The 14,250-nt window shown below is 58.7% G+C and carries 10 protein-coding genes; 4 read left to right on the top strand and 6 right to left on the bottom strand.

The window, feature by feature from the left end; all coding sequences use genetic code 11:
• The first annotated feature begins 6 nt into the window (after positions 1–6).
• Positions 7–2,784, top strand: a complete 2,778-nt coding sequence (xdh, locus tag ACEG18_RS05630; protein ID WP_372541674.1) for a selenium-dependent xanthine dehydrogenase — start codon at positions 7–9, stop codon at positions 2,782–2,784.
• Positions 2,785–3,375: 591 nt separating this feature from the next.
• On the opposite strand, the gene ACEG18_RS05625 is transcribed toward xdh, so the two are convergent.
• On the bottom strand, positions 3,376–4,374 hold the full coding sequence (locus tag ACEG18_RS05625; RefSeq protein ID WP_372541672.1) for a hypothetical protein: 999 nt from the start codon (positions 4,372–4,374) through the stop codon (positions 3,376–3,378).
• A gap of 697 nt (positions 4,375–5,071) precedes the next feature.
• Between ACEG18_RS05625 and ACEG18_RS05620 the strand changes: the two genes are divergently transcribed.
• On the top strand, positions 5,072–5,698 hold the full coding sequence (locus ACEG18_RS05620) for a DUF4143 domain-containing protein (protein ID WP_505442470.1): 627 nt from the start codon (positions 5,072–5,074) through the stop codon (positions 5,696–5,698).
• 137 nt (positions 5,699–5,835) lie between these two features.
• Here the strand turns inward: ACEG18_RS05620 and ACEG18_RS05615 are convergent, their stop codons facing one another.
• Positions 5,836–5,961 (bottom strand): hypothetical protein, encoded by a 126-nt coding sequence (locus tag ACEG18_RS05615; RefSeq protein ID WP_255413426.1) that lies wholly within the window; start codon positions 5,959–5,961, stop codon positions 5,836–5,838.
• A gap of 258 nt (positions 5,962–6,219) precedes the next feature.
• Here ACEG18_RS05615 and ACEG18_RS05610 point away from each other — a divergent pair, with 258 nt between their 5' ends.
• Together ACEG18_RS05610 and ACEG18_RS05605 are read left to right on the top strand one after the other, a co-directional pair.
• Entirely contained in the window at positions 6,220–6,591 is a 372-nt protein-coding gene (locus tag ACEG18_RS05610) for an exonuclease domain-containing protein (RefSeq protein ID WP_195232277.1), read from the top strand.
• The gene (locus ACEG18_RS05605) at positions 6,588–6,953 is read left to right on the top strand and encodes a 3'-5' exonuclease family protein (RefSeq protein WP_195232275.1); all 366 of its coding nucleotides are present in this window, start codon (positions 6,588–6,590) and stop codon (positions 6,951–6,953) included. Before ACEG18_RS05610 ends, ACEG18_RS05605 begins: the two co-directional genes overlap by 4 nt.
• A gap of 225 nt (positions 6,954–7,178) precedes the next feature.
• Here the strand turns inward: ACEG18_RS05605 and ACEG18_RS05600 are convergent, their stop codons facing one another.
• Genes ACEG18_RS05600 through ACEG18_RS05585 form a run of 4 tightly spaced genes read right to left on the bottom strand, consistent with a single transcriptional unit; the run spans position 7,179 to position 14,198 of the window.
• Positions 7,179–10,091 carry a type I restriction endonuclease subunit R gene (locus ACEG18_RS05600; RefSeq protein WP_372541669.1) on the bottom strand — a complete coding sequence of 971 codons (2,913 nt, stop codon included), beginning with the start codon at positions 10,089–10,091 and terminating at the stop codon, positions 7,179–7,181.
• Positions 10,084–11,217 carry a restriction endonuclease subunit S gene (locus ACEG18_RS05595; protein ID WP_271748016.1) on the bottom strand — a complete coding sequence of 378 codons (1,134 nt, stop codon included), beginning with the start codon at positions 11,215–11,217 and terminating at the stop codon, positions 10,084–10,086. Before ACEG18_RS05595 ends, ACEG18_RS05600 begins: the two co-directional genes overlap by 8 nt.
• A gap of 1 nt (position 11,218) precedes the next feature.
• Complete coding sequence (locus tag ACEG18_RS05590; RefSeq protein ID WP_195232266.1) at positions 11,219–12,709, bottom strand: type I restriction-modification system subunit M; 1,491 nt, start codon at positions 12,707–12,709, stop codon at positions 11,219–11,221.
• Positions 12,699–14,198 carry a type I restriction-modification system subunit M gene (locus ACEG18_RS05585; protein ID WP_195232264.1) on the bottom strand — a complete coding sequence of 500 codons (1,500 nt, stop codon included), beginning with the start codon at positions 14,196–14,198 and terminating at the stop codon, positions 12,699–12,701. The genes ACEG18_RS05590 and ACEG18_RS05585 overlap by 11 nt, the downstream gene beginning before the upstream one ends.
• Positions 14,199–14,250: the final 52 nt, after the last annotated feature.

Below are 14,250 nucleotides of genomic sequence, written 5' to 3'. Positions count from 1 at the left end.
ATCACCATGGCACAGGAATTCACCTTTACCGTTAACGGCGTCGAGCGCACGACGACCCAAAATAAACCGCTGCTGCGCTATCTGCGCGATGACCTACACATCCATTCCGCCAAGGATGGCTGCTCCGAGGGCGCCTGCGGCACCTGCACCATCCATGTGGACGGTGCGGCCGTCAAAGCCTGCGTACTGACCACCGCGCTTGCCGCCGGCCGCAATATCGTGACTGTCGAGGGCCTGCCCGAGGACGTGCGCGAGGCCTTTGTGTACGCCTTTGGCGCCGTGGGCGCCGTGCAGTGCGGTTTTTGCATCCCCGGCATGGTCATGGCGGGTGCAGCGCTCATCGCCGAGGATCCCGAGCCTACCGAGGAGCAGATCAAGTACGCCATACGCGGCAACGTCTGCCGTTGCACCGGCTACAAAAAGATCATCGAGGGCATTTCGCTGGCGGCCGCGGTGCTCCGCGGCGAAAAGCAGATCGACGAGGACTTGGAGCGCGGCGACGACTACGGCGTGGGCAAGCGCGCCTTCCGCATCGACGTGCGCAAGAAGGTGCTCGGCGAGGGCAAGTATCCCGACGACATCGACGAGCTCGATCAGCCGGGCCTGACCTATGCCAGCGCCGTTCGCTCCAAGTATCCGCGCGCCCGTGTGCTCTCCATCGATACCTCCAAGGCCGAGGCCCTGCCCGGCGTGGTGGGCATTCTGCGCGCCGAGGACGTGCCAGTCAACCAGGTCGGCCACCTTATCCAGGACTGGGACGTCATGATCGCCCAAGGTGATATCACCCGCTGCGTGGGTGACGCCATCGTGCTGGTGGTCGCCGAGGACGAGGCGACGCTCGAGAAGGCCAAGAAGCTCGTAAAGATCGATTACGAGCCTCTGGAGCCTGTGCGCAACATCGCCGAGGCCAAGGCCGCCGACGCACCGCGTCTGCACGACAGCTTCTTTGCCTTTGGCAACACGGTGGAGCTCAAGGACAACGTGTGCCAGAGCCGCCACGTGACGCGCGGCGACGCCGCCAAGGCGCTGGCAGAGAGCGCGTTTACCGTGACGCAGCGCTTTACCACGCCCTTTACCGAGCATGCCTTCTTGGAGCCCGAGTGCGCCGTTGCCTTCCCGTACAAGAACGGCGTCAAGGTGCAGTCGACCGACCAGGGTGCCTACGACACGCGCAAAGAGTGTGCCCACATGTTTGGCTGGGATAACGAACCCGAGCGTGTGGTCGTCGAGACCATGCTCGTGGGCGGCGGCTTTGGCGGTAAGGAGGACGTTTCGATCCAGCACCTGGCCGCGCTCGCCGCATATAAGTTCCAGCGTCCTGTGAAGTGCAAGCTCACGCGTGCCGAGTCGCTTGCCTTCCATCCCAAGCGCCATGCCATGGACGGCACCTTTACGTTGGGTTGCGACGCCGAGGGCAACTTTACCGGTCTGGACTGCGAGATCAACTTTGACACCGGCGCCTACGCGTCGCTGTGCGGTCCGGTGCTCGAGCGCGCCTGCACGCATGCCGTCGGCCCCTACAAGTACCAGAACACCGACATCCGCGGCTTTGGCTACTACACCAACAACCCGCCCGCCGGCGCGTACCGCGGCTTTGGCGTGTGCCAGTCCGAGTTTGCGCTCGAGAGCCTGATCGACCTGCTGGCCGAGAAGGTCGGCCTGGATCCGTGGGAGATTCGTTACAGAAACGCTATCGAGCCGGGTGAGGTTCTGCCCAACGGCCAGATTGCCGATTGCTCCACGGCGCTTAAGGAGACGCTGCTCGAGGTCAAGGACGCCTACTACGCACATCCCGGACACGCCGGTATCGCCTGCGCCATGAAGAACGCCGGCGTGGGCGTGGGTCTGCCCGATGCCGGCCGCTGCAAGATTCGCGTCGAGAACGGCGTGGCCACGGTCTATGCCGCCACGTCCGACATCGGCCAGGGCTGCAACACCGTCTTTTTGCAGGACGTTGCCGAGGCATGCGGCCTGCCGCTTCGCTGCATCGCCAACGGGGAGTGCTCCACCGAGAACGCACCCGACTCCGGCACCACGTCTGGCTCGCGTCAGACGGTCGTGACCGGCGAGGCCGTGCGCGGTGCCGCCTTCCTGCTGCGCGATGCCATGCTTGACATCGAGGCTGGCAAGCCTGCGCCTACCGCCCCGGTGAGCGCCCATGGTGACGGCGTCAAGATCGAGTACGACGACGGTCGCGCCTATCAGCTGCGCACGCAGGAGCTCGTCGCCGGCCAGGGTATGCATCCTCAGGATCCCGCGGCTGCCATCAAGGCGCTCGAGGGATGCGAGTTTGGCTACGTGTACCTGGAGCCGACCGACAAGCTGGGCGCCGACGTTCCCAACCCCAAGAGTCACATCTGCTACGGCTTTGCCACGCATGTGGTCATTTTGGACGACGACGGCCGCGTGAGCGAGGTCTATGCCGCGCACGATTCCGGCAAGGTGGTCAACCCCATCTCCATCCAGGGTCAGATCGAAGGCGGCGTGCTCATGGGTATGGGCTATGCGCTTACCGAGGATTGGCCGCTCAAGGACTGCGTGCCCCAGGCAAGGTACGGCACGCTCGGACTGTTCCGTGCGCCCGAGATCCCGGATATCCACGCCATCTACGTGGAGAAGGACGAGCTGCTGCCCGTGGCATACGGCGGCAAGGGCATCGGCGAGATTGCAACGATCCCCACGGCGCCCGCCGTACAGAACGCCTATCGCGCGTTTGACGGCAAACTGCGTCCAGATCTGCCCATGGTGGATACGCCGTACAGCCGCGCCCGTCACCGCGGGTAGGGTAGGGCACAGACGGCATTGCTGATGGGCTGTTCGCGCACAACACCAACTGTATATGCTGCACCTTTGGCCCCAGCTCCATCGCGAGCTGGGGCCTTTTGTTTGGAGCGGAGGCAGCATCCCGGAATTGGCGCTCAAAATGGGATGCGCTTTCCTTTTGAGCCTCTAGCGGAAAGTGCATCCCGGAATCCGCGCCTGGAATGGGGCACACTTTCCGGAACGGCCCTCAACCGGAAACTGCGTCCCAGAATTTCGCTTCAGAGTGGGATGCCGTTTCCGGCTGAACCCTCTGGCGGAAAGTCCATCCCAGAATTGACGCTCGGAGTGGGACACGGTTTCCGGATGGAACCTCAGCGGAAACTGCATCCCGGAATTCGGCTCCAGAGTGGGACACGCTTTCCGGAACGGCTCTCAAGCGGAAGCCGTGTCCCATTCTGAGCGTTCAATCTGGGACGCAGTTTCCGCTAGGCATGCCATCTGGAAAGCGCATCCCGTTTTGAGCGCTCAATCTGGGACATGGTTTCCGCGGGTGCTGCCAACTGGAAAGTGCGTTCCAGTTTGGTGGGCAGGCGGGCATAAGTTCAGCAGTCCCTACAGGTCAACCTCGTTGAGCCATGTCGGCAGCGCGGTCTGCCGGATGCCTGCCGTCTGCAGCTTTTTGGCGAGCATTCCTGCCGAGCGGACCTCGTTCATGGTAAAGCGCAGCAGAGGGTGACCGTAGAGCGATAGATGCGCCTCGCGCTGTCGTTCGGCAACGAGTGCCTCGGCGGTGGTGCGCCCGGCTAGCATGGCCTGGTCGGTATACTTGACGAACCCGTCGAGTTCTCCCAATGTGAGCTCCCGCGCCTGGCGCTCCCAGGCAAAGTCCGTTCGCATGGTCTCGGTCGAATCGAAGGGGTCCGTCAGCTTATATTGGAGCTGGTCGGGTGCAAAGCCCGTTTCGATCATGACGGCTCGAGCGACCGATTCCCCACCGCTCTCGGCACGCGCGTCAGCATATTGGAGCGTGGTGAGCGCAGTGCGCACCGCGCGACCGTTGCGAGTGCCCGCTCGTTTTTCGACTGCTCCCATCAGCTGCTCTCGCGTTAGACCAAGCTTTGAGATCGCCGAATCGGCAATGGGCATACCATCGGCAAAACCAGTTTGCAGCAGGCAATCTGTGACCGTTTGGATGGGCGGCGTTATCGATATGCCAGCTTGATTTGTTGCTCCGGCCGGCTCGACCTGGTGCCGCTGAATATGCGTGCCCGGACGAGCCGACGGCTTTGTCGAGCTGCAGACATGTACAACGTTCAGATGCCGCCACGAGACCTCGAGCCCCAGCAGGCAAGCTGCCGAAAACGAGCAGAACGTCCAATCGGGGTGGATGATCGCAAGGGCGCGAATAATCTCGCAATGACGCTGCGCCCGGTCGAGTTCATTCCAGCGCATTTTGCGCGCGAACAGTCCCTGCATGGGCGAGACGACCGTGCTGCCGGTGCGCCGAAGGAGCGCTTTTCGGATCGCCGTGCTCGGGGGAATCAGACAGCGCCCCTCTTGTTCGGCTTGGGTTAGCAGCTGATCGATGAGTTGGTCATTGCGATGGGTCATGAGCTACCGCCTCCTTTTTGGTAGCAAAAACGTATCAGCCGGAACTTGCCGCTCAACTGACCAAAAGCTGATCAAAATCTAACCATGCAGGTAGATGGCCTGCTTTTGGCGACGTATTTCTTGTTTGAATCGGTGGGCGGTAATCGGCGCCCGTGAACGGTAGCTAGTTATGAAGCCTTGGTAAGTTTCGGGACGTGTACTTTTTTGAAAAAGAGCATTCTATCTGCTGTTTTGTGGTTCTGGATCGCATATTTGAAGGCATGCGATAAGGGCTGCGGATCGTCATCTTGTATCTGCGAAAACTGCGTCCTGGAATTGCCGCTCGGAATGGGATACATTTTCCGGAACAGCCCTCAACCGGAAACTGCGTCCCAGATTTCGGCCCCAGAGTGGGATGCCGTTTCCGATTGGGACCTCTGGCGGAAGCAGTGTCCCAGATTATGGCTCCAAACCGGGATGAACTTTCCCAACGAGGCTGCATGCGGAAACTACGTCCCAGAATCCCCGCTCAGAATGGGATTCGCTTTCCGGTAGAAGCTTCAGCGGAAAGTGCATCCCAGAATTCAGGCTCAGAACGGGGCGCGCTTTCCGGATGGCATGCTTGGCGTAAAAACTACATTGAAAGAAGCGTAAAAACAGCATTGGGAATGGCGTAATTTCGCATATCGCATGATCGCCCGAGCTTGCACACGGCCTTTTGCGAGGTCTTGCCATGAACGAGAGCCAGGCTGTCACGTACAAGACGCTTATAAAGGACGCCTCGTACGGTGAGGCGGGCCCCGACGAGAGGACCATCGCTGCGCACCTGGATCTCTTCAACAGGCTCAAGCTGACCGAGGACCTGTGCGGATGGGAGCCGCTCATGCGCTCGAAGGCCCGCGTTCGCGTGCGCCCCAGGCGCTACTTCTGCGACCCGTCACTTGCGGCGGCGTTGCTGGGGGCTATCCCTGAGCGGCTGCTTGGCGATATGCAAACGTTGGGGATGCTCTTTGAGAACCTCGTTCTGCGCGACGTGCGCGTGTTCCTTTCCACCTACGGCGGTGTCGACAACAGTGTCCATTATTTCCGAGATGAGAAGGGCCTTGAGGTCGATCTGAACGTTGAGCACGACGGGCGCTGGGGAGCCATCGAGGTCAAGCTGAGTGATGCGAAAGCAGACGATGGAGCGAGAAATCTCAAGGCGCTGGAGAGGAAAGTGCTCTCCAATCCTGCCGCCCAGAATGCCGCGCCGGCGTTTTTGGCAGTCGTGGTTGGAAAGGGGAGCATTGCCTACACACGCGACGACGGCGTGGCGGTGATCCCCATGGCGGCACTTGGGGCGTAGTGGTTTTGCGGGCGTGCCGTGCTTCCGTTACCGAAAATCCATTTGGTAAACCTGGCAGCCGTGGGTAGAATAAGGTCGACGGCAGCCCAAGGGTGATAGCTGGGCAGCGCCGTTACTTCGATTAAGGGGTCAATGCCTTAGTGGCGTCGACCCCTCTTTTTCTGCTTCGTACGCTGCTTGAGTGCCTCGGTAAGTCCGATAAGCGCCGTGAGGAGCGAGACCAAAGCGGTCAGGAGCTTCACGAAATCAGTCAGATCGGTCATGGGCATCACCTCCCGTCGCATGGAGGGCGCTGCCCGGCACATGGAACTGCCGTCAACAACTGCAACTCTATCAAAGTACTGCTATAAATACGAATATATGTTCGATAATAACAGTGACGTGATTCTCTCAAAGTGTGGCTTTACGCAAGGATGCCGGAAAGCCATGCTGTGCGATTTCATGTCCGCACGGGCGCCTGTCCTTACGGCAATGTAGCCGCCTATGTAGTAAGCGGCATTTGACGGAGAAAGGCCATAACCGTGTCAGCTGAAAAGACGCCGCGTATCTCGGCTATCGATACGACGAACTTTGCGCGCCAGATTGTGCTGGACTTTGAGTTTGCGCCGGTGCCAAAGCAGCGCCAGCGCCGTGGACTGCGCAATGAGATTATCGAGGTCGGCGCCGTCAAGCTCGATAACCGCGGCAACGTTATAGGCGAGTTCTCGCAGTTTGTGCAGACAGAATTTACCGAAGGCGTTGCGTTTCCCGTCCGCGAGCTCACGGGGATATCGGCCGTGGACACCGCGATGGCCGACCCGCTCTATGCGGTGATCAAAAGGCTCAGCGATTGGATCGGTCGCTACTCCGCCCAGGTGGTCGTTGGAGCGGGGCGGATCGTCGACAGCTTTTGACCGAGTGCCAGGCAAAACACATCGACCTTGCCGCATTTCCTACGGACTGGGCCGACCTGCAGGCGTTTTACACCTCGATCATGGACGTGGGCAGCCACGGGTGCGTCTCTTTGAGTGACGCGGCGACGTGGTTTGGTATCGAGTTCGACGAGTCGACGGGCCACGCCCACAGCGCCCTAGCCGATGCGCGCGTGACCGCCAAGCTGCTCAAGCAGATGATGGATGGGGACTACCGCGTGAGTCCGCACGCGCAGGAAGTCCGCCAGCGTTGGGGGATGGGCGAGCGACCCCAGACGCGCCTTTCCAGCAAGTGCCCCGAGCTGAGAGACCTGCTGCTGAGGCTGAAGGCGGAGGGGAGGTAGGCGGGGCAGACAATATTGTCGTTTCGCCTGTGAAGAAGGAACCAATTAACTACAAAGTGTGGATGGCTTCTAGTGAAGACTTAAACACCAGACTAAGAAAAGGTTATCGAGCCATTGGGACTGCAGCATTCGCCCATCGCAAGACGTTACTCGTTCAAATTGGGACGCTCCACATCCTATGAAATGGTTAATGCGGAGCGTCCCTAGAACTCTGTCTTCTGTTACCTAATAGTAGAGTTCGATATACGAATACGCCTTATCAAAAAGAGCCTGGTCTTTGAGCTTATAGCGCATCCACAGAATGGCACGGAGCTGTTTTTTAACCTCTTTCACGCCAGCCGTGGTAGCTTGCCAGCCGTCGAAGCGAGTTATCTTAACGATCTCGTCAATGTCATTGACGATGTTCTCGACGATGATAGGCGTGTCGCCGTTCTTGATGCCGTTAAAGAGCTCAGTGAGAGCAGCCTTTCCCTTGTCCCCCTCTTCCTCGGGCACGACTTCCTTTTCGGCGGCTCGTGCTTCTTTGGCGAGGTCGATGAGCATCTTGAGGAACTCGACGCTGTTGATGAGACCTTGCTCGTGACGTTCCCTCAGGTCCTCCAGGCGCTCGCCGAGCTTCTGGAACTTGCCATTCTTATCGTGCCTGCGGATTCGGGCGACGAGATCTATCTCCAGCTTACGCGTGATCTTCTCGGTATTGCTCTTGTCGTTGATGAAGTGCTCGATCATGTCCTCGTCGAGCTCAAGGATGTCGTCATCGTCTCGGACTCTCTCGACGGTGATGTTCTCGTGCACGAGCTCGATTGTCTTGGGCCCGAGCGCTGCCCAGATGAGCTTCCCGCGATTGTCTACCGGTCTCACGGAATCGTAGACCTGCGAGAGCCAGATGAAATCGGGCTTGTAGGGATTGAGACATGCGTCGGGCGAAAGGGCTTCCCACGCTCTGTTCAAGACCGAGAAGTCGGCCCCAAACTGGTCTTTCACCTTTGTCGTTGGCAGGCATTGTTGAGCTTCGAGAAGGGACTCCCAATCCGCGCTGCGGCGGTCTCTGACCGTTGAGAAGTACTCAAGACAGCAATGCATAAGCCCGGGTAGCTCGGCCTTTACCTCGTCGATGTTGGTTATAACCTTCTGCACCTCGGCCTCGTCGAAGTGCAGAGACTTGGCGACGTTGTCGAAGAGGCCGATATAGTCGACAATGAGACCGAATGTCTTCTTGTCGTTGTAGACGCGGTTGGTTCGACAGATTGCCTGCAACAGCGTGTGGTCGCGCAAGGGCTTGTCAAGGTACTGAGTTTGCAGGATGGGCGCATCGAACCCCGTGAGCAGCTTTGCAGTGACGATGAGAATCTTGAGTGGATCGTCCGGGTCGCGGAAACGGTCAAGGAGCTTTTCTTCGGCATCGCGATCGCGACGATATGCCTTGTACCGGTCCTCCTTGTCGTTGTTCGTGTCCATGACGATGGTGACTGCATCAGCGCCCAAGAGCTTGTCGAGCTCCTCCTTATACAGCAGGCAGCACTCTCGGTCGTAGCAGACTACCTGCGCCTTGAAGCCGTCGGGCTCAACCTTCGATTTGAAGTGTTTGGCAATGTGTTCACACACCTTGTGAATGCGGTCGGGGGCCTTCATGACGGCTTCGATCTTGACGCGCCTGGTGAGTTCCGCCTTGTCCTCTTTGCTGAGGTCTCGGGTCATTTCGTCAAAGGCGGCGTTCACGACCTCTTGGTTGACGTGGAGCTCGACGGGAACGGTTTCAAAATGGAGCGGCAATGTGGCGTGGTCGCGGATGGAGTCGGCGAAGGAATAGCGGCTCATGTAGCCGGACTTGTCCTCTTTGGCACCGAAGGTGTGGAACGTGTTCTTGTCGGTTCGGTTGATGGGCGTGCCGGTCAAGCCGAAGAAGAAGGCGTTTGGCAAGGCGAGTCGCATCTTCTCGACGAGGTCGCCCTCTTGGGTGCGGTGCGCCTCGTCGACCATGAGGATGATGTTCTCGCGCTCGTTGAGCGTCCCCGCAACCTCGCCGAATTTGAAGATGGTGGTGATGAGGACCTTTCTCATGTCCTGCTTGAAGAAGGACTCAAGCTCCTCCTTGCTGCCGGCGCTTGCGAGGTTGGGGATATCGGATGCGTTGAAGGTCCCTGTGATCTGGGTCTCGAGGTCGATTCGGTCATCCACGATGACGACGGTCGGGTTCTTGAGTTCGGGGACCATGCGCAGCTTCTGGGCGGCGAATACCATGAGCAGTGACTTTCCTGAGCCCTGGAAATGCCAAATGAGGCCACACTTCGGGTATCCTGCGCGGACGCGGTCCACGATGAGGTTCGCGCCCTCGAACTGTTGGTAGCGACAGATCAGCTTGATGCGTCGATGCTTCTTGTCGGTGGCGAAGAGCGTGAAGAACTGGAAGATGTCCATGACGTTCGAGGGGGTGAGCATGGATGCCATGCTTCTCTTGACGTCGGCAAGTGTGCCCTCGCTCTTCTTGTCGCCCTCATGCCAGGGTCCCCACATCTCGGGAGGCATGTTCACCGACCCGTAGCGATAGCATTTTCCTTCGCTGGCGAAGTTGATGGCGCTACAGACGAACATCTGCGGGATGCTCTTCTCATATTTAGCGATGTCGCCAGCGCCGTCGAGCCAGGTTATCGAATCGCGCACCGGCGTCTTGAGCTCGCCGATGACGAGCGGAAATCCATTGACAAGAAGGACGAGGTCGAGGCGCTTGCCGCCCTGTTCCTGGGGGTAGACCCACTGGTTGGTGACGATGTACTCGTTTTTGTCAAGATCGCCGTCCGCCGCCGTGCCAAAGAAGCGGATGGGGACCATGCGGCCGTCTTTGCCGTAGGGGAATGAGTTCTCCTCGATGACGAGCTTTTTGAACCGCTCGTTGGTGGAGACCAGGTTCTGCGGACTTGTGGACTGAATGAGGGCCCTGAGTCGGTAGATGATCTCGTCGGCGCGATCGGGGTCTTCTGCAATCTCCGGGTTAAGCCTGATGAGGGCGTCCTTGACCATGGGCTCGACCATGACGTCGGCATGGCGGCGTGGGAGGTCTTCGGCAGCCACGTATCTCCAGCCAAGGCTGGCAAGCGCCTCGACGCTCATTTGCTCGATGGTGTTGTCCTCGTTAAACATTTCCGAGCCCTAACTCCTGGTTCAAGATTTTCTTCGTCGTGGCGTTTAGCTCATCGAGGGCCTTTTGTACGGCAAATTTCGATTTGTCGACCTGGGCGACGAAGTCGGCGAACTCCTGTTGGAGCTCGAGCGGAGGAACCGGAACCGGCAGCCTTGCCAGCTGAGTTTTAGGGATGTTGACCATGGATTTTGCCGATCCGTGGGCCATGCCTTGAATTAAATCGAGGCCACGGTCACTTCTCATGTACGCAAGTAAATACAGCGCGTTGACATCCTTCGGTTTCATACGAAAGACGAGATCGGGAAACATAAGGCCCCTCACTTCGTTTGGAACATAAACGGTTGTGCCAACTAGCTCAGGCGTATTTTTGCGTGCAAACAAGAGGTCACCCTTTTCGACCTCTTTTATAGACATGAAGTTGTCTTTAGAAATCACTTTGTTTTCGGAGGCGACAAAAGTACCTGAAGATAGCGCGCTCAGCTTAAGGACCCCAAAACCACCAACTCCTCGTGGGCCTTCTCCGCAATTCATACTTTTACCGGTATCAATGGAATCAACGCACTCCGATAGGGGCTTGAAACCCCATTTCTCATCCCCAAACATTTCGACAAATTGTGATTTGACGACGTCATCGCAGGCTGTAAGCAGCTGCCTGTAGTGAGACCTCGTTTCTTGTGCGGTCCAGAGTATGTCGGCAAGATCTTCTTGCTTAGCGATGCTGGGAAGCTCGAATTCAAATTGCGAAAGGCTCTGCCACTTGACTCTTGGCGAGAGGGAGCCTGCCGAATTGGTGACGGCGTGCTCGAATAGGGCGTCGTTCTGGATGATGAACGGGAGCAGCCTCGGAGAGAGGTTGTCCTTGGGGGCGATGACGGTGATGTCTCCAGAGCAGATTCCGTCGAATGGGGCGACGGCCGCTTTGCGCAGGTAGGCCCTGCGACGCCCGAACAGCACCTGCCCCTTTGAGAAAGCCTTAGTGAAGGTGGTCTCGACACCTTCGTCCCAATGGGCGAGTTCGACTTCGCCGGGGTCCAGATGCTCAAGGCCGACCGTCGGCAGTTCTTGGTCTACAGGGACCTTCTGTTTGATTTCGCGGGCCACATCGCCCAGGCAAACGTGGGTCATGTTACTCACCATCGTTTTCATGCAATTTCGCAGCAATAATATCGAGCAGGGACGCGGCCTCTGTGGAGGCGGCTCTCCAGCTTTCTACCGTCTCCTCGATGCTTCTGTCGTCAGCATTTTCATCATTGGAGGGCTTCACGTACAGAGGGATGGAGAGCGAGAAGGCGTTGCCCTCGAGCTCACTAAACGATGCGTGGGATGAGAACCCTTCGATGTCCTCGTCAGATCGGTAGGCATCGACGATTCTCTTGATGTGTTGAGGCTCAAGGTAGCTTTGCGCGTTCTTGCGGGTTACCTCGGCAGAGGCATCTACGAACAGTATTTTCTTGCTTCGATTCGGCGCTTTCTCGCTGCGGCAGATGAGGATGCAGGCCTCCATGGGCGAGTTGAAGAAGAGGTTTGCGCCGAGTCCGATGACCGCCTCAACGAGATCGCTTCTCACGAGCCTTTCGCGCATCTCCGATTCCTCGTTGCGGAAGAGTACGCCATGGGGGAGGAGAATGGAGCACCTGCCTGTGTGTGGGTCCATACTCTTGAGGATGTGCTGTATGAAGGCGTAGTCTGCTCGTCCCTGCGGCGGGGTGCCGAGGAAGTTGCGGCCGTAGGGGTCCGACGCGAACGCCTCGCGGTCCCATTGTTTGATCGAGTAGGGAGGGTTAGCGAGTACCATATCGAAGGTGCGCAGCTTTCCCGCCTCGAGGAAGGCTGGGTGCCGTAGCGTGTCGTCGTTTGCGATTTCGAAGTCCTCGACGCCGTGCAGGAATAGGTTCATGCGTCCGATGGCGGAGGATAGCTGGTTGATCTCCTGTCCGTAGGCGTGAACATTGCGCCATTCCTCTCCGTGCTGTTTGAGGTGGGCAATGGAGGAGATGAGCATGCCGGCGCTGCCGCAGGTGGGGTCGTAGATGGACTCGCCGGGCCTGGGCTGGAGGATTTCGGTCATTAGGTGGACGACCGTGCGATTGGTGTAGAACTCTTGAGCGGTGTGTCCAGAATCGTCCGCAAACTTCTTGATGAGGTACTCGTAGCCCTGGCCGAGCTCGTCCTCGGGGCAATTGGCGATGGAGAGCGTTATAGCGCTGAAGTGCTCGATGAGGTCCTTGAGCAGGCGGTCGGGAAGTCGTTTCTTGTTAGTCCAGGCGGCGTCGCCGAAGATACCACGCAGCTTGGAACCGTTGGCCGTCTCGATGGCGCGGAAGGCGCCCACGATGGCCTTACCGATGTTTTCCGTGGCCTCGCGGACATCGCACCAGTGGGCGCCGTCCGGGATTGCGAAGCTGTGATTCTCGGGAAGGGCGGCGAACTCCGCATCTCCGTCAGAGGCTTCCAATGCCTCGGCGGTCTCCTCGTCGTAAACATCTGAGAGGCGCTTGAAGAATAGCAGCGGGAATATGTACTGCTTGTACGAGCCGGCATCGATGTAGGTGCGCAGCAGAACCGCCGCGTTCCATAGATGGTTGTTCAGCTCTTCCTGGGGGATTCTACTCTCCATCGACATAGCCTCCCTTTGAGAGCAGCTCAAGGAGCTTCTCCTCGGACTTCCTCGTCTGGCGAAGGAGGTCGTAGAAACGTTTCCTGGTTTCCGCCGGCGGCTCGATCTCCTCGCGCCTTCTTTCGACGTAATTGTTCGCCGAGAGCACGTAACCCTCGCGCTCTATATCATCGAGCGTCGCGATGGCGCACTTCTCTACGACGGGTTCGTAGGATTGATAGAGGGAGAGCATCTCCTGAGCGTTCTCCTCCGTGATCATGTTCTGCGCGCGCTGGGCGGTGAAGATCTCGGTACCGTCGATGATGCAGACGCGGCCCCGATGCGCCGGAGGCTTGTCATTCCGGAGGAACAGCACGCAGGCGGAGACGCCGGTGCTGTAGAAGACGCCGCTCGCGAGCGAGATCACTGCCTCGACCTTGTCTGACTTGAGCAACTCCTTGCGGATGGCACCCTCCTTGCCGCCGTGGAACAGTGCGCCCTGGGGCAGCACTACGGCGCAGCGACCGCTCTTCTCGTCCATGGAGCAGACCATATGCTGCACCCATGCGAAGTCCGCCGACTTGTCGGTGGGGACACCCCAGATGTTGCGGCCCCATGGGTCCGAGGAGAACTCTGCGGATCCCCAGTTCTTAAGGGAGAAGGGTGGATTGGCGAGGACGCAGTCGAACGACCTGAGGGTGTTCCCGGCAAGGAAGGCGGGCTCGCGCAGGGTGTCGCCCTGGGCGATGCGGAAGTCCTTCGCGCCGTGGAGATACAGGTTCATTCGCGCTATGGCGGACGTGCTGAGGTTCTTCTCTTGGCCATAGAGCTTTCCGTAAGCTAGCTTGGAGTTGTCCATCTGCCGCACGGCTTCGATGAGCATACCGCCCGTGCCGCAGGCGGGGTCATAGACGGTCTCGCCAGGTTTCGGCTCAAGCAGGGAGACCATCATCTTGACGATTTCGCGCGGGGTGTAGAACTCGCCGGCGTTCTTCTTCTGCATGTCGGCGAACTTCTTGATCAGGTATTCGTAGGCGTCGCCCATCATGTCGGCGCTGTAGTTTCTGTTGCCGAACTTCTTTGCTGAGAAGTGCTCGACGAGGTCCTTCAGGCGCTCGTCGGAGAGCTTGCCTTTGTCTGTCCAGCTCGCATCGTCGAAGCTACTGAAGAGGCCGCTGAGGGTATCGGGGTTGGCTCGTTCGATTCCTACCATGGCGTCTACGATTGCCTTGCCGACGTTTGCGCCGGTGTTGCGCACGTCCTGCCAATGGCAGCCGTCCGGCACCGCGAAGCTGTGGTTTTCGGGCAGGGCGGCGTAGTCTTCGTCTCCGTCCGACATCTCTAGAGCTTCGGTGGTCTCCTCGTCGTAGACGTCGGAGATGCGCTTGAAGAAGAGCAACGGTGTGATGTAGCTCTTGTACTCGTCCTGGTTGATGGGGCCACGCAGGATATCGCAGGCTCCGAGTAAGTGGTTTCCCAGCTCGGATTTACTTATCGGTTCTTCAGTCATTCAGGTACCTATGAGCTCAAAAATACAAATTACAGCCCTTGTGATTATACCG

The sequence above is a fragment of the Collinsella aerofaciens genome (genome assembly GCF_041537385.1).
Taxonomy (GTDB): Bacteria; Actinomycetota; Coriobacteriia; order Coriobacteriales; family Coriobacteriaceae; genus Collinsella; species Collinsella aerofaciens_BV.
Note: the sequence above shows the minus strand (reverse complement) of the source record. Positions and strands in the feature narration are given on the sequence as shown.

What these genes read in the sequence shown, in the direction of transcription:
- xdh (WP_372541674.1), top strand. Translation starts at nt 7, where the DNA reads ATGGCACAGGAATTCACCTTTACCGTTAACGGCGTCGAGCGCACGACG.
- ACEG18_RS05625 (WP_372541672.1), bottom strand. Translation starts at nt 4,374, where the DNA reads ATGACCCATCGCAATGACCAACTCATCGATCAGCTGCTAACCCAAGCC.
- ACEG18_RS05615 (WP_255413426.1), bottom strand. Translation starts at nt 5,961, where the DNA reads ATGACCGATCTGACTGATTTCGTGAAGCTCCTGACCGCTTTGGTCTCG.
- ACEG18_RS05600 (WP_372541669.1), bottom strand. Translation starts at nt 10,091, where the DNA reads ATGTTTAACGAGGACAACACCATCGAGCAAATGAGCGTCGAGGCGCTT.
- ACEG18_RS05595 (WP_271748016.1), bottom strand. Translation starts at nt 11,217, where the DNA reads ATGACCCACGTTTGCCTGGGCGATGTGGCCCGCGAAATCAAACAGAAG.
- ACEG18_RS05590 (WP_195232266.1), bottom strand. Translation starts at nt 12,709, where the DNA reads ATGGAGAGTAGAATCCCCCAGGAAGAGCTGAACAACCATCTATGGAAC.
- ACEG18_RS05585 (WP_195232264.1), bottom strand. Translation starts at nt 14,198, where the DNA reads ATGACTGAAGAACCGATAAGTAAATCCGAGCTGGGAAACCACTTACTC.